The sequence below is a fragment of the Pseudomonas sp. AMR01 genome (genome assembly GCF_041946035.1).
GTDB lineage: Bacteria > Pseudomonadota > Gammaproteobacteria > Pseudomonadales > Pseudomonadaceae > Aquipseudomonas > Aquipseudomonas antarctica_B.
The window spans coordinates 49,221-72,858 of sequence record NZ_JAUTYR010000007.1; the positions used below are offsets into that span (position 1 = coordinate 49,221).

General features: G+C 61.9%; 17 protein-coding genes. 16 read left to right on the forward strand and 1 reads right to left on the reverse strand.

Translation table 11 applies throughout. The features are described from left to right. Window positions 1-211: 211 nt before the first annotated feature. The 6 genes from Q7C20_RS09185 to Q7C20_RS09210 all read left to right on the forward strand — a co-directional run bounded on the left by Q7C20_RS09185 (window position 212) and on the right by Q7C20_RS09210 (window position 9,388). Window positions 212-2,662, forward strand: coding sequence for a glycogen/starch/alpha-glucan phosphorylase (locus tag Q7C20_RS09185; RefSeq protein ID WP_375066844.1), 2,451 nt, complete (start codon window positions 212-214; stop codon window positions 2,660-2,662). A gap of 190 nt (window positions 2,663-2,852) precedes the next feature. After that, window positions 2,853-5,936, forward strand: a complete 3,084-nt coding sequence (locus tag Q7C20_RS09190) for a DUF2339 domain-containing protein (protein ID WP_375066845.1) — start codon at window positions 2,853-2,855, stop codon at window positions 5,934-5,936. After that, window positions 5,936-7,282: a DUF3999 domain-containing protein gene (locus Q7C20_RS09195; protein ID WP_375066846.1), complete on the forward strand. Its 1,347-nt coding sequence runs from the start codon at window positions 5,936-5,938 to the stop codon at window positions 7,280-7,282. Before Q7C20_RS09190 ends, Q7C20_RS09195 begins: the two co-directional genes overlap by 1 nt. A 96-nt stretch (window positions 7,283-7,378) precedes the next feature. Further along, window positions 7,379-8,389, forward strand: a complete 1,011-nt coding sequence (locus Q7C20_RS09200; RefSeq protein ID WP_003237460.1) for a class 1 fructose-bisphosphatase — start codon at window positions 7,379-7,381, stop codon at window positions 8,387-8,389. 144 nt (window positions 8,390-8,533) lie between these two features. Further along, window positions 8,534-8,788 (forward strand): hypothetical protein, encoded by a 255-nt coding sequence (locus Q7C20_RS09205; protein WP_348062224.1) that lies wholly within the window; start codon window positions 8,534-8,536, stop codon window positions 8,786-8,788. 30 nt (window positions 8,789-8,818) lie between these two features. After that, window positions 8,819-9,388 (forward strand): lipocalin family protein, encoded by a 570-nt coding sequence (locus Q7C20_RS09210; RefSeq protein ID WP_348062223.1) that lies wholly within the window; start codon window positions 8,819-8,821, stop codon window positions 9,386-9,388. A 115-nt stretch (window positions 9,389-9,503) separates the two neighbouring features. Here the strand turns inward: Q7C20_RS09210 and Q7C20_RS09215 are convergent, their stop codons facing one another. Then, window positions 9,504-10,868, reverse strand: coding sequence for a formimidoylglutamate deiminase (locus tag Q7C20_RS09215; protein WP_375066847.1), 1,365 nt, complete (start codon window positions 10,866-10,868; stop codon window positions 9,504-9,506). 147 nt (window positions 10,869-11,015) lie between these two features. On the opposite strand from Q7C20_RS09215, the gene hutC reads away from it, so the two are divergent. The 10 genes from hutC to Q7C20_RS09265 all read left to right on the forward strand — a co-directional run bounded on the left by hutC (window position 11,016) and on the right by Q7C20_RS09265 (window position 23,631). Further along, window positions 11,016-11,726, forward strand: a complete 711-nt coding sequence (gene hutC / locus Q7C20_RS09220) for a histidine utilization repressor (RefSeq protein ID WP_375066978.1) — start codon at window positions 11,016-11,018, stop codon at window positions 11,724-11,726. Next, entirely contained in the window at window positions 11,723-12,283 is a 561-nt protein-coding gene (locus Q7C20_RS09225) for a HutD family protein (RefSeq protein WP_375066848.1), read from the forward strand. Before hutC ends, Q7C20_RS09225 begins: the two co-directional genes overlap by 4 nt. A 403-nt stretch (window positions 12,284-12,686) precedes the next feature. Beyond that, window positions 12,687-14,357: a urocanate hydratase gene (gene hutU / locus Q7C20_RS09230; protein ID WP_375066849.1), complete on the forward strand. Its 1,671-nt coding sequence runs from the start codon at window positions 12,687-12,689 to the stop codon at window positions 14,355-14,357. Window positions 14,358-14,516: 159 nt separating this feature from the next. Next, a complete protein-coding gene (locus Q7C20_RS09235; RefSeq protein WP_375066850.1) occupies window positions 14,517-15,965 on the forward strand; it encodes a purine-cytosine permease family protein in 1,449 nt (482 codons plus the stop codon). A gap of 69 nt (window positions 15,966-16,034) precedes the next feature. Continuing rightward, entirely contained in the window at window positions 16,035-17,000 is a 966-nt protein-coding gene (locus tag Q7C20_RS09240; protein ID WP_375066851.1) for an ABC transporter substrate-binding protein, read from the forward strand. Between the two features lie 71 nt (window positions 17,001-17,071). Next, complete coding sequence (locus tag Q7C20_RS09245) at window positions 17,072-17,923, forward strand: ABC transporter permease (protein ID WP_375066852.1); 852 nt, start codon at window positions 17,072-17,074, stop codon at window positions 17,921-17,923. Continuing rightward, on the forward strand, window positions 17,920-18,744 hold the full coding sequence (locus Q7C20_RS09250; RefSeq protein ID WP_375066853.1) for a glycine betaine/L-proline ABC transporter ATP-binding protein: 825 nt from the start codon (window positions 17,920-17,922) through the stop codon (window positions 18,742-18,744). The genes Q7C20_RS09245 and Q7C20_RS09250 overlap by 4 nt, the downstream gene beginning before the upstream one ends. Window positions 18,745-18,950: 206 nt before the next feature. Then, window positions 18,951-20,474 carry a histidine ammonia-lyase gene (gene hutH, locus Q7C20_RS09255; protein WP_375066854.1) on the forward strand — a complete coding sequence of 508 codons (1,524 nt, stop codon included), beginning with the start codon at window positions 18,951-18,953 and terminating at the stop codon, window positions 20,472-20,474. A 34-nt stretch (window positions 20,475-20,508) separates the two neighbouring features. Beyond that, the gene (gene hutH / locus Q7C20_RS09260; protein WP_375066855.1) at window positions 20,509-22,041 is read left to right on the forward strand and encodes a histidine ammonia-lyase; all 1,533 of its coding nucleotides are present in this window, start codon (window positions 20,509-20,511) and stop codon (window positions 22,039-22,041) included. Window positions 22,042-22,221: 180 nt separating this feature from the next. Beyond that, complete coding sequence (locus tag Q7C20_RS09265) at window positions 22,222-23,631, forward strand: amino acid permease (RefSeq protein WP_375066856.1); 1,410 nt, start codon at window positions 22,222-22,224, stop codon at window positions 23,629-23,631. The last annotated feature ends 7 nt before the right edge of the window (window positions 23,632-23,638 follow it).

The window sequence follows — 23,638 nt, forward strand, 5'->3', positions numbered from 1 at the left end:
GGGCGCGCGATCATACCGGGATTGGTGGTTTTTTGAACAATATTTTGCGGATTTCAGCTCAAAGGCGCCGCAAGTGTGTGATCGGGCACGGCCCCTGCATCTAAATACGATAAACGTGAATGAGTTAAAAAACTGCCGAACCAGCGCGTCTACCGTCTGTCAGACCGACTAGGCTCTAGCAACTCCTTCAATCTCGCTCGAGGTCGCATTGATGTCTCAGGAACCGCTTGCACGAGAAGCAGAGGTAGCCGCATTTCGCGAGGCTGTCTTGACCAAACTCACTTACGCGGTGGGTAAAGACCCCGACCACGCTTTCGACCACGACTGGTTTGAAGCCATTGCCCTGGCCGCGCGCGACCAGATGGTCGACCACTGGATGAACCACACCCGACGCATCTACCGCAAAGGTCAGAAGCGGGTGTACTACCTGTCCCTCGAATTTCTAATCGGCCGTTTGCTCTACGACAGCCTCAGCAACCTCGGCGTGCTGGAGATCGCTCGCGAGGCGCTGGCTGAACTGGGTGTGGACCTTGAGCGCATCCGCCTGCTGGAGCCCGACGCGGCGCTCGGTAACGGTGGCTTGGGCCGTCTGGCGGCGTGCTTCATGGAAAGCATGTCGACCCTGGGCATCGCCGGTCACGGCTATGGCATTCGTTACGAGCACGGCTTGTTCCGCCAAGCGATTGTCGATGGCTGGCAACAGGAGCAAACCGAGCGCTGGCTGGATTTCGGCAACCCGTGGGAGTTCGAGCGGGCCGAAGTGATCTACCCGATCGGCTTTGGCGGTAGCGTTGAAACCCTGCCGGACACCTCCGGCAAGATGATCCAAGTGTGGACGCCCGGCGAAACCGTACGCGCCGTCGCCTACGACACCCCAGTGGTCGGTTGGCGCGGTGCCAGCGTCAACACCCTGCGGCTGTGGCGTGCGCGAGCCGTGGAAGACCTGCACCTGGAGCGCTTCAACGCCGGTGACCACCTTGGCGCCGTTGCCGAAGTGGCCCGCGCCGAAAGTATTTCCCGTGTGCTTTACCCGGCCGACAGCACCGAAGCGGGGCAGGAGCTGCGCCTGCGCCAGGAATACTTCTTTGTCTCTGCTTCGCTGCAGGATTTGCTGCGCCGCCACAAGAACATGCACGGCTCAGTGCTGAGCCTGGGCGAACACGCCGCGATCCAGCTTAACGACACTCACCCGTCCATCGCCGTGGCCGAGTTGATGCGCCAGTTGGTGGATTTGCACGATATTCCGTGGGAAGCGGCGTGGGACGTCACCGTCGAAACCCTCTCCTACACCAACCACACGCTGTTGCCCGAAGCATTGGAAACCTGGCCCGTAGGCCTGATGGAACGCATGCTGCCGCGGCACATGCAGATCATCTACCTGATCAACGCCCAGCACATCGATTCGCTGCGCGCCAAAGGCATCCACGATTTCGACGTACTGCGCGCCGTGTCGCTGATCGAAGAAGACAACGGCCGCCGCGTGCGCATGGGCAACCTGGCATTCCTGGGCTCCCACAGCGTCAACGGCGTGTCCGGGTTGCACACCCAGCTGATGCGCAGCACCGTGTTCTCCGAACTGCACAAGCTCTACCCGGAGCGAATCAACAACAAAACCAACGGGATCACCTTCCGCCGCTGGCTGTACCAGGCCAACCCGCAACTCACCGAAATGCTGGTGGAGGCGTTGGGCCCGGACATTCTCGACACCATGGAAACCCGCCTCACGGAGCTGGAAACCTTCGCCGAGAAGCAATCCTTCCGCAAAGCCTTCGCCGATCAACGCCTGCACAGCAAGCGTGCGCTGGCCGACATCATTCACGAGCGCCTGGGCATTTCGGTGAATCCGGCGGCGATGTTCGACGTGCAGGTCAAGCGTATCCACGAGTACAAGCGCCAACTGTTGAACCTGCTGCACACCGTGGCGCTGTACCAGGCGATCCGTGCCGAGCCGGGCACCGACTGGGTGCCTCGCGTGAAGATCTTCGCCGGCAAGGCGGCGGCCAGTTATCACCAGGCCAAGTTGATCATCAAGCTGACCAACGACATCGCCCGCACCGTCAACAACGACCCGACCGTGCGCGGTTTGCTCAAGGTGGTGTTCCTGCCCAACTACAACGTCAGCCTGGCGGAAAGCATCATTCCGGCGGCGGACTTGTCGGAGCAGATCTCCACCGCCGGCTTTGAGGCCTCGGGCACCAGTAACATGAAGTTCGGCCTCAACGGCGCGCTGACCATCGGCACCATGGACGGCGCCAATGTGGAGATGCACGAGCGCGTCGGCGCCGAGCACATGTTTATCTTCGGCCTCAGCGCGCAGCAGGTGGAAGCCCGCAAGCACGCCGGCGAGTTCAACGCCGGCCCGGACATTGCCGCGTCCCATCGGTTGAACGATGTGCTGCAAGCGATTCGTGGCGGCGTGTTCTCACCGGATGATCCGGGCCGTTACGTGGGTTTGATCGACGGGCTGATCGACTACGACCGCTTCCTGGTGTGTGCCGACTTCGACTCCTACTGGGACGCCCAGGTGGCGGTCGAGAAGCATTGGCATGACTCCAAGGCGTGGTGGCGTTCGGCGGTACTGAATACGGCGCGGATGGGCTGGTTCAGCTCTGACCGCACCATCCGCGAATACGCCACCGAGATCTGGAAAGCGCTCGATTAAACACCGAGTAACCCCTGTGGGAGCGGGCTCTTGTGGCGAGGGAGCTTGCTCCCGCTGGAGTGCGTAGCGCTCCCGTTTTTTGGGGCCGCTGCGCACCCCAGCGGGAGCAAGCTCCCTCGCCACAAAAGGCTGCTCCCACATTAGGTCCGCGTCGATATACTAGGCCTCGGTTTGCTTAGGGATATCGACCATGCAATGGATTTTCATGCTGATTGGCCTGGCGCTCGGCTGGACGCTCGATGAGTCGTTCACCGATGCCGGTTTCGGTGCGCTGTTGGGGTTGGGCATTGGCCAGGCGATTCGCCTGTCGATGCTGTCGACCAAAACAGAACAGCAGGCCCGCCAGTTGGAAACCACGCAGAAGGCGCTGATAGCCCTGGGTGAACGCCTGCGGCTGCTGGAAGTGCCCGCGACGACACACCACGTCATCGTCGAACCGCCTACCCCTGAACCGACGACTGCTGCCAAGGTGCCCGACCTGGTTTGGGAGCTGCCCGCCGAACTGGCGCCTGTCGCCATGGAAACCGCCCCCAGCCAGCCACTGCCGGCTGACGTTTGGGCACCTGCTGCAACCCCTCGCCCTACTGATACGGCCATCCCGCGCGGCCCGAACCTGATCGAACGCGCCATCAGCGGCGCGCGCGCGTGGCTGTTTGGCGGCAATACCGTGCTGCGCGTCGGCGTGGTGCTGTTGTTCCTCGGCCTGGCTTTTCTGCTGCGGTATGCCACCGAAGGCGTGGTAGTTCCGATCGAACTGCGTTATGCCGGTGTGGCCGCAGCCGCCATCGCCTTGTTGGGCCTGGGCTGGTGGTTGCGCCTGCGTAACAGCAATTACGGCCTGATGCTGCAAGGCGCCGGCATCGCAGTGCTGTACCTCACTGTGTTTGCCGCGATGCGTTTGCACCCGCTGATCGATCCCGGCGCGGCGCTGGGATTGCTGGTGGCCGTCACGGTGTTTTCGGCGATTCTGGCGATTACCCAGGATGCCTTGGGGCTGGCGTGCGCGGCGGCTCTCGGCGGGTTCGCCGCGCCGATCCTGGCGTCCACCGGCGCTGGCAATCACGTCGCGCTGTTCAGCTACTTCGCCTTGCTCAACGCCGGCATCCTCGCCATCGCCTGGTTCAAGGCCTGGCGCTTGCTCAACCTGATCGGCTTTGTCGGCACCTTCGGCATCGGCTTCGCCTGGGGCATGCGGTCCTACACGCCGGAGTTGCTGTGGAGTACCGAGCCGTTCCTCATGCTGTTTTTCCTGATGTACCTGGCCATCGGTTTGTTGTTCGCCCGGCGCAAGTTGTTGGAGCGGGGCGACGCGCCTGAAGGCCGTGACGCATTGCTGCGCTGGTCGGCGGCCAAGGGCGATTACGTCGACGGCAGCATGTTGTTCGGCCCGCCGTTGGTGGGTTTTGGCTTGCAGTTCGCGCTGGTGCAGCACCTTGAGTTTGCCGCCGCGTTCAGTGCGCTTGGCCTTGGCATTATCTACATGGGGCTGGCGCGACTGCTCAGTGGTGGCCGCGCTTTGTTGTTGGCCGAAACCTGCCTGGCGCTGGGCGTGATCTTTGCCAGCCTCGCGATTCCGTTAGGCTTCGACGCACGCTGGACCGCCGCCGCCTGGGCCGTGGAAGGCGCCGGGATTTTTTGGCTCGGCTTGCGTCAGCAGCGGCCATTGGCGCGGGCGTTCGCTTTATTGCTGCAACTGGGTTCATTGCTCGCCTTCCTCGGCGAACTGCGCGACAGCCAGGACACGTTGCTGCAGGGGCCGCCATTGGGGGCGTTGTTGTTGGGCGCGGCGCTGTTGTTCAGCTTTTATCAACTCCACACCGCTGCGCCGGAACATACCCGGCGCTGGGAACGGCTGGGTGCGCCCTGGCTCGCCGTACTTGGCCTGGGCTGCGCTTACTTGCTGGCGCCGCTGTTATTTTCGACGCAAGGCAGCATCGTCAGTTGGGCCGTTGCTGGCCTGGCGACCCTGTGGGCGGGCCAGCGTATCGGCTCGCCAGCGGTTGTGCGTTGTGGTGTGGTTGGGCAGGTGCTGGGCGGCGCGCTCTTTGCGCTCGACCCAGTGGCCAACGCCTGGACGCCGCTGATCATTGCCTTGGCAGCCATGCTCGGCGCGTGGCGCTTGCCCCGTGGCCGGCTGTCTACAGGTTTGCTGGCTTGGGGCGTGGCCTGGTGGGCCTTGGCGGTGATCATTGAAGTGTGGCGCCTGGCGCCTGCGGCGTTGCACGCTCCGCTGTTGGTGCTGGCGGCTGCGCTGAGCGTGGCGATTTGGACGGCACTGGCACTGCGTTTGCGCTGGGTGGCTCTGGGTGTCGCCAGTACGTTGCTGATGCCAGCGGCGGGTCTCGTGTTGTGGGGTGCGTGGACTGAGTTTTACCACCCGGCGGCGCACTTTGGCTGGCTGGCCTGGCTGGCGGTGTTTGCTGTGCACTTTATTTCGCTGCTCCGTTTGGCCGCGTTGGTTCCGGCCAAGGTGTTGGGTGTGGCGCACGTGTTGGGCTGCTGGATGTTGACCGGCGTGCTGGCGCTGGAGCTGCGTTACGGCCTGCTGTTGCTGTCGAGCGAGTACAACGCGTGGCGCTGGTTGGGTTGGGCGATTCTGCCAAGCCTGTATCTGGTGCTGGCCGCCGCGCCGCGTACGTGGCCGTGGCCGGTGTCGGCGTACCCGCGTGAATACCGCGTGTTGGCGGCCTTGCCGCTGGCGGTGCTGATGCTCGGCTGGTTCTGGCTGGCGAATATCTTCAGTGACGGCACGGCAGAACCGCTGCCGTATGTGCCGCTGCTCAACCCGCTGGACCTGGGCTTGCTGTTCGCGCTGCTGGGCATTTACCTGTGGTCGCGCAGCGTGGCGCCGGAGCGCGGGCCGCGTGCCGAGCTGATTGCCCAGGGCGTTGCGGGTATCTCGCTGTTCGCGTTCTTTACCGCGCTGGTGATGCGCACGGCTCACCACTGGGGTGGCGTGCCGTTTGACCTGGATGCATTGCTGGCGTCGATGCTGGTGCAGGCGGGCCTGTCGATTGTGTGGACCCTGATCGCACTCGGCCTGATGATCGGCGGTCACCTGCGCCATCGTCGCGAAGTGTGGCTGATTGGCGCGGCGCTGATTGCGCTGGTGGTGGCCAAGCTGTTCTTTGTCGAGCTGAGCAACCGCGGCGGGCTGGCGCGGATCGTGTCGTTTATCGGCGTGGGCGGGCTGTTGCTGGTGGTGGGTTACTTTGCGCCGCTGCCGCCCAAACGTGCCGAACCTGTGATTGAAACCGAAGGAGCGTCTTCTTGATGGGCAAGCTGAGTCTGAGCGGGTTGGCGGTGTGGCTGGTGTGTTCGGCGGCTTACGCCCAGGAAGGTCCGGCGGACTTCACCACGCACGTGCCGCTGACTGTGAGTGGCAGCGGCCCTTGGTATCGCCTTGAGCTGCCGTTGGCCGTGCAGTTGAGTGCGCGCCAGGCGGATCTCAGCGATGTGCGCGTGTTCAACGCGGCCGGCGAGCCACAGGCCTATGCGTTATCCCGCCAATCCGCGCAGCGCTCGGAGAGTCGTAACGTGGCGGATGTGAAGTGGTTTGCGTTGTACGCCGCCGATACCCGCGAGGCGTTGCCGGATGTGGTCATGAAGTCGACTGCCGAGGGCACGCTGCTGGAAGTGCGCCCCTCCACATCAGGAAAGCAGGTGCTGCGCGGCTGGGTGTTGGACGCCAGCGCGATCAAGGCGCCGTTGCAGCAATTGAGCCTGGATTGGAGCCGCGAGCGCGACGGCTTTCAGCGCTTCAGCATTGAAGCCAGCGATGACTTGCAGCACTGGGCATCCTGGGGCGATGGCCAGGTGGCGCGTCTGTCCTTCGCCGAGGAACGGGTGGAGCAACACGACGTGAGTTTGCCGGGCCAATCGGCACGCTACTTGCGCCTGGTGTGGCAGGGCCAGGAAGCGCCGCAACTGACCTCCGCCAAACTGACAAGCGCCACCAGCAGCCGTTTGCCGGCGCCGTTGATGTGGTCGCAGCCGTTGGCGGGCACGCCGCTCAAGGCCGGGGAATACAGCTGGCAGTTGCCCACCGGGCTGAATGTCGAGCGTTTGCGCATCGACCTCAAGCAACCCAACACGCTGGCGCCGGTGAGCCTGTCGGGCCGCCGTGAAGCCGGTCAAGCTTGGCAACCGCTGAGCAATGGCTTGCTGTACCGCCTGACCCAGAACGGCCAGGACGTGGTGCAGGATGAATTGCAGTTGCCGGGTCAGACGGTGGCCGAACTCAAGTTGCAAGTGGACGAGCGCGGAGGCGGTTTGGGCGTCGAAGCGCCGGCACTGCGATTTGCCGTGCGCGCCACGCAGTTGGTGTTCCTGACGCGGGGTGAGCCGCCGTTTACCCTGGCAGTGGGCAATGCGTCGGTGAAGGCGGCGAACCTGCCGCTGTCCACGCTGATCCCTGACGCCAGCGCCGAGCGTCTCAAAACCCTGGGCACGGCTGCCTTAGCGGGGGAGGTGATGGTCAAGCCGCCCGCTGTTGCCGCGTCGCCCGCTGTCGGCACCGACTGGAAGAAGCTCGGCTTATGGGCCGTGCTCCTGCTGGGTGTGGCAGCACTGGGGGCGATGGCCTACAGTTTGTTGCGCAAGCCTATGGCCAGACCGTGAACTCTATTGGGGTTAAATCCTCTGATTAGAGGAAATAACCCTCGACTCGCGTTAAACTGCGCGGGTTTTCAAGCCCCCCATTCTCCGGAGCCTTACATGTCCCGCGTTACCCTGAGTCGCTATTTGATCGAGCAGACCCGCAGCAACAACACGCCTGCCGATCTGCGCTTCCTTATCGAAGTGGTGGCGCGTGCTTGCAAGGAAATCAGCCACGCCGTGTCCAAAGGCGCATTGGGTGGTGTCCTGGGCAGCATGGGCACTGAAAACGTCCAAGGCGAAGTGCAGAAGAAGCTCGACGTGATCTCCAACGAGATCCTGCTCGAAGCCAACGAATGGGGCGGTCACCTGGCCGGCATGGCGTCCGAAGAAATGGACAATGCCTACCAGATTCCGGGCAAGTACCCCAAAGGCGCCTACCTGCTGGTGTTCGACCCACTGGACGGTTCGTCCAACATCGACATCAACGCACCGGTCGGCACCATCTTCTCGGTACTGCGTTGCCCGAACGAATACCTGAGCCAGAACGAAGCCTTGAACGAAAAGGCCTTCCTGCAGCCAGGCACCGAGCAGGTCGCTGCCGGTTACGCCATCTACGGCCCACAGACCATGCTGGTACTCACCCTGGGCGACGGCGTAAAAGGCTTCACCCTGGACCGCGAAATGGGCAGCTTCGTACTCACCCACGAAGACATCACCATTCCTGCGTCCACCCAGGAATTCGCGATCAACATGTCCAACCAGCGCCACTGGGAAGAGCCGGTTACCCGCTATGTCGGCGAGTTGATGGCTGGCGAAGAAGGCCCGTTGAAGAAGAACTTCAACATGCGCTGGGTCGCCGCGATGGTCGCTGACGTGCACCGCATCCTCACCCGTGGTGGCTTGTTCATGTACCCGCGCGACAGCCGCGAGCCGTCCAAGCCAGGCAAGCTGCGTTTGATGTACGAAGCCAACCCGATGTCGTTCCTGGTTGAGCAGGCGGGCGGTGCATCCACCGACGGCCACCAGCGCATCCTCGACATCCAGCCGGAAGGCCTGCACCAGCGTGTGGCGGTGTTCCTGGGGTCGAAGGAAGAAGTTGAGCGTGTGACGGCTTATCACAAAAAGTAAGCCTTGCAGTCACTGAAGAAGCCCCGAAACGTTTCAGCGTTTTCGGGGCTTTTTTGTTTTCGCGCGTCGGGAACCAGACACCCCTTTTCCCTTCTAAGCTTCTGGCAGATACCCCAACTGCTTCGTCCCTCCAGGAGTTTTTCCATGTCGTTACGCCGTCTCGCCCTGCTGGCTTTTTGCGTGCTGTTGGCCGCTTGCAGCAAGGTCAATCAAGAAAACTACGCGAAGCTGTCGGCTGGCATGGCCAAGGTCGATGTTGAGTCGTTGCTGGGTCAGCCAACCGATTGTTCCGGCGCACTGGGTATGTCCAGCTGCACCTGGGGCGATAAAACCAGCTTTATCAGCGTGCAATACGCCGGTGACAAAGTTTTGATGTTTTCCGGGCAAGGCCTGAAGTAAACCGGGGCGCGAGCCTGCGGGAGAAGAAGAATGATGCGTTTTGTTTTGTTTCTTTGTGCCAGCCTGTTTTTGGCGGGCTGCGCCAGCCATTCTGGCGATAATCTGCAACCCAAGACCGCGAGCAACGTCAACCTCAAGCGTTACCAGGGCACCTGGTATGAATTGGCCCGATTGCCGATGTATTTCCAGCGCAACTGCGCGCAGTCCGAAGCCCGTTACACATTGCTGCCTGATGGCGACATGTCAGTGTTCAACCGCTGCCTGACGACCGATTGGAAGTGGGAAGAAGCCAAGGGCACGGCCACGCCGCAAGTGCCTGGCAAGACCGACAAGCTCTGGGTGGAATTCAATAACTGGTTCACCGCGTTGCTGCCGGGCGTCGCCAAGGGCGATTACTGGGTGCTGTATGTCAGCGATGACTACAAGACCGCACTCGTGGGCAGCCCAAGCCGGCGTTACATGTGGATCCTGTCGCGCACGCCAACGGTGAATGCCGACACCCGTGAAGACCTGCTGAGCAGGGCGCGTCAGCAAGGGTATGACACCACGCGGTTGATCTGGCGCACGTCGGACAAGCAGATGGCGAAAACTTCGCAGTAACTCAAGACCGCCGCCGATCAAACTGTGGGAGGGGGCTTGCTCCCGATCGCGGTGGAACAGTCGATATATCTAGGACTGACACACCGCAATCGGGAGCAAGCCCCCTCCCACAGGTTTAACCGAGTAAGTCTCTCAATACTTGAGTAAACGCCCGGCTGCTGTCTTCCTCGCCGGCATGGTGCCCGTCCCGCACCACCCACTTGCCGTTCACCAGCACATCGCGCACTTGACGGTCGCCGCCTGCGAACAACCAGCGATTTAGAATCCCATCCTCGCTCGCTGTCGCCAGGTACGGATCGTTGCCGTCCAGCACCAGCCAATCTGCGCGTTTACCGACTTCCAGCCGACCAATCGGCTGCCCCAATGCCTGAGCGCCGCCGTCCAGTGCGGCATCAAACAATGTGCGCCCAACCATCGGCTGATCACTGCGATACAACCGGTTGCGCCGCTGGTCACGCAGACGCTGGCCGTATTCCAGCCAGCGCAATTCTTCCACCACGCTGAGCGACACATGGCTGTCGGAACCGATGCCCATGCGCCCGCCCTGAGCGAGGAAATCCACCGCCGGGAAAATCCCATCACCCAGGTTGGCTTCCGTGGTCAGGCACAAACCGGCAATCGCGCGGCTCTTGGCCATGCGCGCCACTTCATCGGCGTCGGCGTGCGTCGCGTGCACCAGGCACCAGCGCTCATTCACTTCAACATTGTCATACAGCCATTGCAGCGGACGTTTGCCGCTCCAGGCCAAACAATCATCGACTTCCTTTTGCTGCTCGGCGATATGGATATGCACCGGGCACGCCTTGTCGCTGGCCGCCAACACTTCATTGATCTGTTGCGGCGTAACCGCGCGCAGTGAGTGGAAACACAACCCCAACTGCTGCGCCGGTTGCGCGGCGAGGATGGGTTTGAGCTGCGCTTGCAGGTCCAGGTAGTTTTCAGTGCTGTTGATAAATCGGCGCTGGCCTTCGTTCGGTGCCTGGCCGCCAAACCCGGAGTGGGTGTACAGCACCGGCACCAGTGTCAGGCCGATTCCGCTGCTGGCCGCTGCCTGGCTGATCTGCCGCGACAGCTCGGTGCGGTCGTCATACGGCTGGCCGCTGACGTCATGGTGCACGTAGTGAAATTCGGCGACCGAGGTGTAACCCGCTTTGAGCATCTCGATATAAAGCTGACGCGCGATGACTTGCAGTTGCTCCGGGCTGATCTTGCCGACCATCCGGTACATCAAGTCGCGCCATGTCCAGAAGCTGTCATTCGGGTTGCCAGCCACTTCGGCCAAGCCCGCCATGGCGCGTTGGAACGCGTGGGAATGCAGGTTGGGCATGCCCGCCAACAGCGGGCCTCTCAGCCGTTCGGCGCCGTCTGCACTGGCATTGGCCTCAACCTGTGTCAGCACGCCATCGGCGCTGACTTCAAGACGTACATCGTTGGCCCATCCATTAGGCAGCAGCGCGCGTTCGGCAAAGAAAGCGGACATGATCAAGGCACCCCGGTCGTGTGTTTATTTGTATATACATATACAGACGTTTGCCTGCTCGGTAAACTCCGGCAATCTATGCATCTTTTTCCCCTGCAAGGATTCCCTGTGCCGACTCCGCCTGCCAAGTCTTCGCTGGCTGCCCACATGGACGAAAGTCCGGCGCCCTTGTATGCCCGCGTCAAACAGATGATCAGCCAGCAGATCCTCAACGGCAACTGGCCGCCGCATTACCGCGTGCCGTCCGAAAGCGAGCTGGTCAGCCAACTGGGCTTCAGCCGCATGACTATCAACCGCGCCCTGCGCGAGCTGACTGCCGAAGGGTTGCTGGTGCGCATGCAAGGCGTCGGCACATTCGTCGCCGAGCCCAAGAGCCAGTCGGCGCTGTTTGAAGTGCACAACATTGCCGACGAGATCGCCTCGCGTGGCCACCGGCATACCTGCCAGGTCATCCACCTGTGCGAAGAGGCCGCCGGTTCCGAGCGTGCCGTTGCCCTGGAAATGCGCGAAGGCGGGCGGGTGTTTCATTCGTTGATCGTGCACTTTGAAAACGATATTCCGGTGCAAATCGAAGACCGCTTCGTCAACGCGCTGGTCGCCCCAGAATACCTGCAACAGGATTTCACCCTGCAAACCCCCTACGCGTATTTGAACCAGGTCGCGCCATTGACCGAAGGCGAGCACGTGGTTGAAGCGATCCTCGCCGACGCCGCCGAGTGCACGCTGTTGCAGATCGAGCCGAGCGAGCCATGCCTGTTGATTCGCCGGCGTACCTGGTCTGGCCGCCAGCCGGTGACCGCCGCGCGATTGATCCACCCTGGTTCCCGTCACAGCCTGGAAGGACGTTTCAGTAAATGAGTGCAGTAACAATCTGGCGCGCCACCGATTACGTGCGCATGCCATGGAAAAACGGCGGCGGCAGCACCGAAGAAATTACCCGTGACGCAGGCGAAGGGCTGGATGGTTTTGGCTGGCGCCTGTCGATTGCCGACATCGCCGAGTCCGGCGGCTTCTCGACCTTCGCGGGCTACCAGCGCGTGATCACCGTGATCAAGGGCGCGGGCATGGTGTTGACGGTGGATGGCGAGGAGCAGCGCGGGTTGTTACCGCTGCAGCCGTTCGCGTTCAAGGGTGAGAGCGAGATGTCGTGCCGCCTGATTACCGGGCCGATCCGCGACTTTAACCTGATCTACTCGCCAGAGCGTTACCACGCACGCTTGCAGTGGATGGATGGCGTGCAGCGGCTTTTCAGCACGGCTCACACGGTGATGGTGTTCAGTGTGGCGGATGAGGTGAAAGTGCTGGGCGAGAAGCTTGGTCATCATGACTGCCTGCAAGTGGACGGTAACACTGGGCTGCTGGATCTCTCGGTAACTGGCCGTTGCTGCATCATCGAACTGACCGCACGCGGTTAAAAAAATGTGGGAGCGGGCTTGCTCGCGAAAGCGGTGTATCAGTACCAGATAGGCTGGCTGACCCACCGCCTTCGCGAGCAAGCCCGCTCCCACATTTGGTTCTGTATAGTTCAAGGAACCTGTTTCCAGTCCCGCACCAATTTGTTACCGAATGCCCCAGCGTGGCGCAATGCCGCGTTGTTATGACCAACCTTCCTCGCTGCAAAACGCCTCCGTCAGACATTTTTTCAACTCTCTAAGCCTTAATTTCCAAGGCTCACACACGCCTTCAAAAAAATATCAACAGCTCCCTCGGAAAGTTGGCCGCTTGATTGCATATGCTTGTATGTACAAGTAGAGATGTGTGCGTAAGAGTCGTCTTCGCACCAACACAGCATGCGTATCGATCGCCGAGGAGTTTTTTGTGACCAAGCCTACTCAATACCGTGACGTAGAAATCCGCGCCGCCCACGGTACCAAGCTCACCGCCAAAAGCTGGCTGACGGAAGCGCCGCTGCGCATGTTGATGAACAACCTCGACCCACAAGTGGCCGAGAACCCGAAAGAGCTAGTGGTGTATGGCGGCATCGGCCGTGCGGCGCGTAACTGGGAGTGCTACGACCAGATCGTCGAGAGCCTCACCCACCTGAACGACGACGAGACCCTGCTGGTGCAATCCGGCAAGCCGGTCGGCGTGTTCAAAACCCACAGCAATGCGCCGCGCGTATTGATCGCCAACTCCAACCTGGTGCCGCACTGGGCCAGCTGGGAACACTTCAACGAACTGGATGCCAAGGGCCTGGCCATGTATGGCCAGATGACCGCCGGCAGCTGGATCTACATCGGCAGCCAGGGCATCGTCCAAGGCACCTACGAAACCTTCGTCGAAGCCGGCCGCCAACATTACAACAGCAACCTGACCGGCCGTTGGGTACTCACCGCCGGCCTCGGCGGCATGGGCGGCGCTCAGCCTCTGGCGGCAACCCTGGCCGGAGCCTGTTCGCTGAACATTGAATGCCAGCAAGTCAGTATCGATTTCCGCCTGGCCAGCCGTTACGTCGACGAGCAAGCCACCGACCTCGACGACGCCCTGGCGCGCATCGCCAAGTACACCAAGGAAGGCAAGGCCATCTCCATCGCCTTGCTGGGTAACGCGGCAGAAATCCTGCCGGAACTGGTCAAGCGCGGCGTGCGCCCCGACATGGTCACCGACCAGACCAGCGCCCACGACCCGCTCAACGGCTACCTGCCCGCCGGCTGGAGCTGGGACGAGTACCGCGCCCGCGCCAAAACCGAACCGGCCGAAGTGATCAAGGCTGCCAAGCAGTCGATGGCGGTGCACGTACAGGCGATGCTGGACTTCCAGAAACAAGGCATCCCGACCTTCGACTACGGCAATAACATCCGCCAAATGGCGCAAGAAGTCGGTGTGGAAAACGCCTTCGACTTCCCGGGTTTCGTGCCGGCGTACATTCGCCCGCTGTTCTGCCGTGGCATCGGCCCGTTCCGTTGGGCTGCACTGTCGGGCGACCCGCAAGACATCTACAAGACCGACGCCAAAGTCAAAGAACTGATCCCGGACGACGCCCACCTGCACAACTGGCTGGACATGGCCCGCGAGCGCATCAGCTTCCAGGGCCTGCCGGCACGTATCTGCTGGGTCGGCCTGGGCCAGCGCGCCAAGCTGGGCCTGGCCTTTAACGAAATGGTGCGCAGCGGCGAGCTGGCGGCACCGGTGGTGATCGGTCGTGACCACCTCGACTCCGGCTCGGTCGCCAGCCCGAACCGCGAAACCGAAGCGATGCAGGACGGCTCCGACGCCGTGTCCGACTGGCCACTGCTGAACGCCCTGCTTAACACCGCGAGCGGCGCGACCTGGGTCTCGTTGCACCACGGCGGCGGCGTGGGCATGGGCTTCTCGCAGCACTCCGGCATGGTGATCGTCTGCGACGGCACCGACGAAGCGGCTGAGCGCATTGCTCGCGTGCTGCATAACGACCCGGCCACCGGTGTGATGCGTCACGCGGATGCCGGCTACCAGATCGCTATCGATTGCGCCAAGGAACAGGGCCTCAATCTGCCGATGATCAAGTAACGACGGGCTCTGGGAGCCAGGCTTGTGTGGGAGCTGGCTTGCCTGCGATGGCATCCCCTCGGTTTTACTGACAGACCGAGTCGCTTGCATCGCAGGCAAGCCAGCTCCCACAGAAGAGCAATGTGTACAGGTAAACAATCCATCAGAGGTTGAACACTCATGGCTGCAAATGACACCACCCCGTTGATCGAAAGGCGTTCGATCGACTACATCCCGGAAGCGGAAAGACACGGTCGTCTGTTCAGCCAGTTCACTCTATGGATGGGTGCCAACCTGCAAATCACCGCGATTGTCACCGGGGCCCTGGCCGTGGTGCTGGGCGGTGATGTGTTCTGGTCGTTGATCGGTCTGTTGATCGGCCAACTGATTGGCGGTGGTGTGATGGCGTTGCACGCGGCGCAAGGGCCGAAGCTGGGCCTGCCGCAGATGATTTCCAGCCGGGTGCAGTTCGGCGTGTATGGCGCGGCGATTCCGATTGTGTTGGTGTGCCTGATGTACCTCGGTTTCACCGCCACCGGCACCGTGCTTTCCGGTCAGGCGCTGGGCCAGTTGTTCGGGGTCAGCGACAGCGTCGGCATTCTGATCTTCGCCAGTGTCATCGTGCTGGTCACGGTGCTCGGTTACCGAGTGATCCATTTTATCGGCCGCGTCGCCAGCGTCATTGGCGTGATCGCCTTTGTCTACCTGTTCAGTCGCCTGGTGAGCCAGACCGACATCGGCGCGCTCCTGCAAATCCGCCATTTCAGCTGGAGCAGTTTTCTGCTCGCGGTGTCGCTGGCGGCATCCTGGCAAATCGCTTTCGGCCCTTATGTGGCGGACTATTCGCGCTACCTGCCGAGCAACACGTCCTCGGTGAAAACCTTCTTCGCCGCTGGCGCCGGTTCAGTGATTGGTGCGCAGGTGGCGATGGTCCTCGGCGTGTTTGCCGCGGCCATGTCCAACGGGCAGTTCGCCGGTCACGAAGTGGCCTACATCGTGGGCTTGGGCGGCACGGGCGCCACCGCTGCGCTGCTGTATTTCAGCATCGCGTTCGGCAAGGTGACCATCTCCACGCTGAACTCCTACGGCAGCTTCATGTGCATTGCGACCATCATCAGCGGCTTTCGTGGTCGCCTTGAGGTCACGCGCCTGCAGCGTCTGGTGTTCGTGCTCGTCATCGTCGGCACTGCGACCCTGATTGCGCTGCTCGGGCAGCACTCGTTCCTCGGTGCATTCAAGTCGTTCATCCTGTTCCTGCTGGCGTTTTTCACGCCCTGGAGCGCGATCAACCTGGTGGATTACTACTGCATCACCCGTGAGCGTTATGACGTGCCGGCGCTGGCCGATCCGAAGGGCCGCTACGGCCGTTGGAACCCGCTCGGCATCAGCGTCTATGTCTTCGGTGTGCTGGTGCAATTGCCGTTCATCTCCACCAAGTTCTACACCGGCCCCTTGGTGGCCGCACTGGGTGATGTGGATATTTCCTGGATCATCGGTCTGGTCCTGCCCGCAGCCCTGTATTACGTGTGCGCGAAAAAATGGCACGGCGCGGTACCTGAACACCTGATCCTGCCGGTAGAGCAGGGCGCTACACCCATAACGACAAACGGGCTGGCCGCACAAGCCTGAGGGAACGTGGACAGGGCAGGATGCCTACTGACTGCCGTAATCCATTTCAAGATTGGGAGCGTCACAACAATGAACATGAATAAGACCCTGTTGGCCACGTTGTTCTCAGCCAGTGTGTTGGCAAGTGCTGGCGCCCAGGCGGCCGGCTGGTGCGAGTCCGGCAAACCGGTGAAGTTTGCCGGGCTGAACTGGGAAAGCGGCATGTTGCTCACCGACATCCTGCAAACCGTGCTGGAAAAAGGCTACGACTGCAAAACCGACAGCCTGCCGGGCAACTCCATCACCATGGAAAACGCCCTGAGCAGCAACGACATCCAGGTGTTTGCCGAAGAGTGGGTGGGCCGCAGCGAAGTCTGGAACAAGGCCGAGAAGGCCGGCAAAGTCGTCGGCGTCGGCGCGCCAATCGTTGGTGCCATCGAAGGCTGGTACGTGCCGCGTTACGTGATCGAAGGCGACGCCAAGCGCAAGCTCGAACCCAAGGCGCCGGACCTGAAAAACATCGCCGACCTGGCCAAGTACGCCTCGGTGTTCAAGGACCCGGAAGAGCCGTCCAAGGGCCGTTTCTACAACTGCCCGGCCGGCTGGACCTGCGAGCTGGACAACAGCGAAATGCTGAAAAGCTACGGCCTGGAAAGCACCTACACCAACTTCCGCCCAGGCACCGGCCCGGCGCTGGATGCCGCGGTGCTGTCGAGCTACAAGCGTGGCGAGCCGATCCTGTTCTACTACTGGTCGCCGACCCCGCTGATGGGCCAGGTCGACCTGGTCAAGCTGGCAGAAAAACCCGGCGTGGATAAAAGCGTGAGCATCAAGGTCGGCCTGTCCAAGACTTTCCACGAGCAAGCCCCGGAATTGGTGGCGGTGCTTGAGAAGGTCAACCTGCCCATCGACCTGTTGAACCAGAACCTGGGCCGCATGGCCAAGGAGCGAATTGAGTCGCCAAAACTGGCGAAAATTTTCCTCAAGGAACATCCTGAGGTCTGGCACGCATGGGTGAGCGACGACGCAGCCAAGAAAATCGACGCGGCCTTGTAGGTTGAGCGTTCCCGGTTGTCTCAACCGACAACCGGGCGCCCGGCCACAACCCACTGGATCGAGAGCACGCTATGTTCCCTGAGAGTTTTACGTTTTCCATCGCCGACTGGGTCAACGGTTGGGTGGACTCATTGGTCACCAACTACGGCGACGTGTTCCGGCAGATCTCCGACACCCTGCTATGGGCCATCGTCAACCTGGAAGGCATGCTGCGCGCGGCGCCCTGGTGGCTGATGCTGGCCATCGTCGGCGGCATTGCCTGGCACGCTACCCGCAAGCTGGTGACCACGGCGGTGATCGTCGGTTTGCTGTTCCTGGTGGGCGCCGTTGGCCTGTGGGACAAGCTGATGCAGACCCTGGCATTGATGATGGTCGCCACGGTGATCTCGGTGCTGATCGGCATTCCGCTGGGCATTCTGTCGGCGCGCAGCAATCGCCTGCGTTCGGTGTTGATGCCGCTGCTCGACATCATGCAAACCATGCCCAGCTTCGTGTACCTGATTCCGGTGTTGATGTTGTTCGGCCTGGGCAAGGTGCCGGCGATTTTCGCCACCGTGATCTACGCCGCGCCGCCGCTGATTCGCCTCACTGACCTGGGCATTCGCCAGGTGGACGGTGAAGTCATGGAAGCCATCAACGCCTTCGGCGCCAACCGCTGGCAGCAACTGTTCGGCGTGCAACTGCCGCTGGCCTTGCCAAGCATCATGGCCGGTATCAACCAGACCACCATGATGGCGCTGTCGATGGTGGTGATCGCCTCGATGATCGGCGCGCGAGGCCTGGGTGAAGACGTGCTCGTCGGCATCCAGACCCTCAACGTTGGCCGTGGCCTCGAAGCCGGGCTGGCGATTGTGATTCTCGCCGTGGTCATCGACCGCATTACCCAGGCCTATGGTCGTCCACGGCATGAGGCGAGCAAATGACTACTGTCAGCAAAATTGAAGTTAAAAACGTCTTCAAGATCTTTGGCAACCGCTCCAAGGACGCCTTGGCCATGATTGGCCAGGGCAAGACCAAAGACCAGGTGCTGGCCGAGACCGGCTGCGTGATCGGTGTGAATGACTTGTCGCTGAGCATCGGCACCGGCGAAATCTTCGTGATCATGGGCCTGTCGGGTTCCGGCAAATCCACGTTGGTGCGCCACTTCAACCGCCTGATCGACCCTACCAGCGGCGCGATCCTGGTGGACGGCGAAGACATCCTGCAACTGGACATGGAAGCCCTGCGCCAATTCCGTCGCCACAAGATCAGCATGGTGTTTCAGAGCTTCGGCCTGTTGCCCCACAAGAGCGTGCTCGACAACGTCGCCTACGGCCTGAAAGTACGCGGCGAAACCAAGCAGGTGTGCGCCGAGCGCGCGCTGCACTGGATCGAAACCGTGGGCCTCAAGGGCTACGAAAACAAATACCCGCACCAGCTTTCCGGTGGCATGCGCCAGCGCGTGGGCCTGGCCCGCGCACTCGCGGCTGACACCGACATCATCCTGATGGACGAAGCCTTCAGCGCCCTCGACCCGCTGATCCGCGCCGAGATGCAGGACCAGTTGCTCGAGCTGCAAAAGACCCTGCACAAAACCATCGTATTCATCACCCACGACCTCGACGAGGCCGTGCGCATCGGCAACCGCATTGCGATCCTCAAGGACGGCAAACTGATCCAGGTCGGCACGCCTCGCGAGATTTTGCATTCGCCGGCGGATGAGTATGTGGACCGGTTTGTTCAGCGGCGGGCGGCGGTGGTTTGATCCGGACCTTGTGGTGAGCCGGCTGGCCTCTTCGCGAGCAAGCCCGCTCCCACAGGGGAATGCATTCCAAATGTGGGAGCGGGCTTACCTGAGATAGGGCCAGCAGCCTCACCACACTGGCCCTGTGTAAACCCGATCAACTGTGGGAGGGGGCTTGCTCCCGAAGAGGCCAGTGAAGCTGCACAAGAATTAAAGAAGGTATGAAGATGTCCCAGGCAGCAAAAATCATCATCGCCGACACCCCCTTGCGCTGGCAGGACGTGGTCGCCGTCGCACGACACGGCGCCGTACTCGAACTCTCGGGCCAGGCCTGGGCGCGTATCGACAATGCCCAGGCCATCGTGCAGCGCATCGTCGCCAGCGGCGAGCGCGCCTATGGCGTGAACACCGGCCTGGGCGCGCTGTGTAATGTGTCGCTCAAGGGCGAACAACTCAGCCAGCTGTCGCGCAACACCCTGTTGAGCCACGCCTGCGGCGTCGGCCCAGTGCTCAGCGACGAACAAACCCGCGCAATCATCTGCGCCGCCATCATCAACTACAGCCACGGCAAATCCGGCCTGCACCCGCAAGTGGTGCATTCGTTACTGGCGCTGCTCAACCACGGCATCACGCCGCAAGTTCCCTCCCAGGGTTCGGTGGGTTATCTGACCCATATGGCCCACGTCGGCGTGGCCTTGCTCGGCGTCGGCAACGTGAGCTACAAGGGCCAGGTCGTCCCGGCGCAACAAGCCCTGAGCGCAGAAGGTTTGCAGCCCGTGGTGCTTGGCGCCAAAGACGGCCTGTGCCTGGTCAACGGCACGCCGTGCATGACCGGCCTGAGCTGCCTGGCCCTGGCCGACGCGCACCATTTGCTGCAATGGGCCGACGTGATCGGCGCCATGAGTTTCGAAGCCCAGCGCGGCCAGATCGACGCCTTCGACGAAGCCATCATCGCCCTCAAGCCGCACCCAGGCATGCAGCACGTCGGCATCAACCTGCGCGCCTTGCTCGATGGCAGCGAAGTGATCGCCAGCAGCAAAGGCCTTCGCACCCAGGACGCGCTGAGCCTGCGCTCGATCCCGCAGATTCACGGTGCGGCCCGCGATCAGGTTGAACATGCCACCCGCCAGATCGAGACCGAACTCAACAGCGCCACCGACAACCCGCTGCTGCTCGGCACCCCGGACAGCTATCGCGTGGTCTCCCAGGCCAACCCGCATGGGCAGTCGGTGGCACTGGCCGCCGACATGCTCGCCATTGCCATGGCCGAAATCGGCTCCGTGGCCGAGCGCCGTCTGGACCGGCTGATCAACCCGCATGTCAGCGGCCTGCCGGCCTTTCTGGTCAGCAACCCCGGGGTCAACTCGGGGATGATGATCGTGCAGTACGTTGCCGCCTCCCTGTGCGGGCAAAACCGCCAGCTGGCGCAACCGGCGGTACTCGACAACTTTGTTACCTCGGGCCTGCAGGAAGACCACTTGAGCATGGGCACTAATGCTGCGCTCAAGCTGCATCAGCTGTTGGCCAACGTCACCCAGATTCTTGCCATCGAGTACTTGCTGGCGGCCCAGGCCTTCGAATTTTTGAAGGAGCAGCGCTTCGGCGCGGGCACCGACAGCGCCTGGCGTTTGCTGCGTGAACACATCCCGCCGTATGAACAGGACCGCTGGCTGGCGCCGGACATCGCGACCGCCGCTGGGCTGCTCTACGACACCGCTTTGCTGCACCGCGTATTACCCCATTTGCACTGAACACTTTTTAAGAACAATTCAAAGGAGCACGAATGTGACTGCGCTAACTCTGATTCCAGGCCAACTGAGCCTCGCCCAACTGCGGGCCATCTACCAGCAGCCGGTAACCCTCAGCCTGGATGACAGCGCCTCGGCGCAGATCGAAGCCAGTGTGGCCTGCGTGGAGCAGATTCTCGCCGAGAACCGCACGGCCTATGGCATCAACACCGGTTTCGGCCTGCTGGCCTCGACCCGCATCGCCAGTGAAGACCTGGAAAACCTCCAGCGTTCACTGGTGCTGTCCCATGCCGCAGGCGTCGGTGAGCCGATCAGCGATGCGCTGGTGCGGCTGGTCATGGTGCTCAAGGTCAACAGCCTGAGCCGTGGCTTCTCCGGGATCCGCCGCCAGGTAATCGACGCGCTGATCGCGCTGATCAACGCCGAGGTGTACCCGCACATTCCGTTGAAAGGTTCGGTCGGTGCCTCCGGCGACCTCGCGCCGTTGGCGCACATGTCGCTGGTACTGCTGGGCGAAGGCAAGGCGCGCTACAAGGGCGAATGGCTGGAAGCGACCGAAGCACTGAAAATCGCCGGTTTGACGCCGCTGACCCTCGCTGCCAAAGAAGGCCTGGCGCTGCTCAACGGCACCCAGGTATCGACCGCCTATGCCTTGCGTGGCCTGTTCGAAGGCGAGGACCTGTTCGCCGGCGCGCTGGCGTGCGGCGCCCTCACCGTGGAAGCGGTGCTGGGCTCGCGCTCGCCGTTCGACGCCCGCATTCATGCAGCGCGCGGTCAGCGTGGGCAGATCGATGCAGCGGCGGCCTACCGCGCCCTGCTCGGCGAAAGCAGCCAGGTGTCCCAGTCGCATGAGAACTGCGACAAGGTGCAAGACCCGTATTCCCTGCGTTGCCAGCCCCAAGTCATGGGCGCCTGCCTGACCCAGTTCCGCCAGGCCGCCGAAGTGTTGGTGGTGGAAGCCAACGCCGTGTCGGATAACCCGCTGGTGTTTGCAGCCGAAGGCGACGTGATCTCCGGTGGCAACTTCCACGCGGAACCGGTGGCCATGGCCGCTGATAACATGGCGCTGGCGATTGCCGAGATTGGCTCCCTGAGCGAACGTCGTATCTCGCTGATGATGGACAAGCACATGTCGCAACTGCCGCCGTTTTTGGTGGGCAATGGCGGTGTGAACTCCGGCTTCATGATCGCCCAGGTGACGGCGGCGGCACTGGCCAGCGAGAACAAGGCGCTGGCGCATCCGCACAGCGTGGACAGCCTGCCGACCTCGGCGAACCAGGAAGACCACGTGTCCATGGCCCCGGCTGCGGGCAAGCGTTTGTGGGAAATGGCCGAGAACACCCGTGGTGTGTTGGCCGTTGAATGGTTGGCCGCGTGCCAGGGCCTGGACCTGCGCGACGGTTTGAAGACCTCGCCGGTGCTTGAAAAAGCCCGCGCGATCCTGCGCGAAAAAGTGGCGTTCTATGAGAAAGACCGCTTCTTCGCACCGGACATCAACGCCGCCAGCGAACTGCTCGCCAGCCGCTGCCTGAACGAGTTGGTCCCGGCAAAGTTGCTGCCAAGCCTGTAACCGAATCAGCAGACGGCTTGGTTCTCTGTGGCGAGCGAGCTTGCTCGCGCTGGGCTGCGCAGCGGCCCCAAAAAAGCGGCGAGCGCTTCGCACTCGAGCGGGAGCAAGCTCCCTCGCCACAGAAGCCCGCCGTCCGCAGACGTTAATTTTTCTCGGGATAAAAATAACTAGGGAAGAGAAATGCACACGCAAGAAAAGGGTTTGAAACGCGGGCTAAACGCCCGACATATTCGCTTCATGGCACTGGGGTCGGCAATCGGCACCGGGCTTTTCTACGGCTCCGCCTCCGCCATCCAAATGGCCGGCCCCGCCGTGCTGCTGGCCTACCTGATCGGTGGCGCCGCCGTGTTCATGGTGATGCGCGCCCTCGGTGAAATGGCGGTGCACAACCCGGTGTCCGGCTCCTTCGGCCAGTACGCCAGCACCTACCTGGGTCCCATGGCCGGGTTTATCTTGGGCTGGACCTATGCCTTTGAAATGATCATCGTCTGCCTCGCCGACGTGACGGCTTTCGGCATCTACATGGGCTTCTGGTTTCCCGAGGTCGCGCGCTGGATCTGGGTGCTCGGCATCGTGTTTTTGATCGGCGGCCTGAACCTGTGCAACGTCAAAGTGTTTGGCGAGATGGAGTTCTGGCTGTCGTTGCTCAAGGTCGGCGCCATCGTGGCGATGATCCTCGGCGGTTTCGGCATCATGCTGTTCGGTGTCCACTCGGCCGGTGAAACCCAGGCCAGCGGTATCAGCAACCTGTGGGCACACGGCGGCTTCATGCCCAACGGCATTGGCGGCTTGATCGCCTCGTTTGCCGTGGTGATGTTTGCCTTCGGCGGCATCGAGATCATCGGCATCACCGCCGGTGAAGCCAAAGACCCGCAACGCGTGATCCCCAAAGCGATCAACGCCGTGCCGCTGCGCATCCTGTTGTTCTACGTGCTGACCCTGTTCGTGCTGATGGCGATCTACCCATGGCCGCAGATCGGCAGCCAGGGCAGTCCGTTCGTGCAGATTTTCAGCAACCTGGGCATCGGCTCGGCGGCGACCATCCTCAATGTCGTGGTGATCTCGGCGGCAGTCTCGGCCATCAACAGCGACATCTTCGGCGCTGGCCGCATGATGTACGGCCTGGCCCAGCAAGGGCAGGCGCCCAAAGGCTTTGCCCAACTGTCGAAACACGGTGTGCCGTGGATGACCGTGGTGGTGATGGGCGCGGCGCTGCTCGGCGGCGTGGTGCTGAACTACCTGATTCCGGAAAACGTATTCCTGGTGATTGCTTCGATCGCCACCTTCGCCACCGTGTGGGTGTGGCTGATGATTCTATTCACCCAGGTCGCCATGCGCCGCTCAATGACAAAGGAGCAGGTGGCCGAGCTGAAATTCCCGGTGCCGTTCTGGCCGTATGCGCCTGCAGCGGCCATCGTTTTTATGCTGTTTGTGTTTGGCGTGCTGGGTTACTTCCCGGATACCCAAGCGGCCTTGCTGGTCGGCGCTGTGTGGATCGTGCTGCTGGTCGTTGCCTACCTGCTGTGGGTCAAACCCGCCGCCGGGCAAGCGGCCAAGGTCCATTACGACGCGGCTTTGTCTCATCGATAACTTAGGA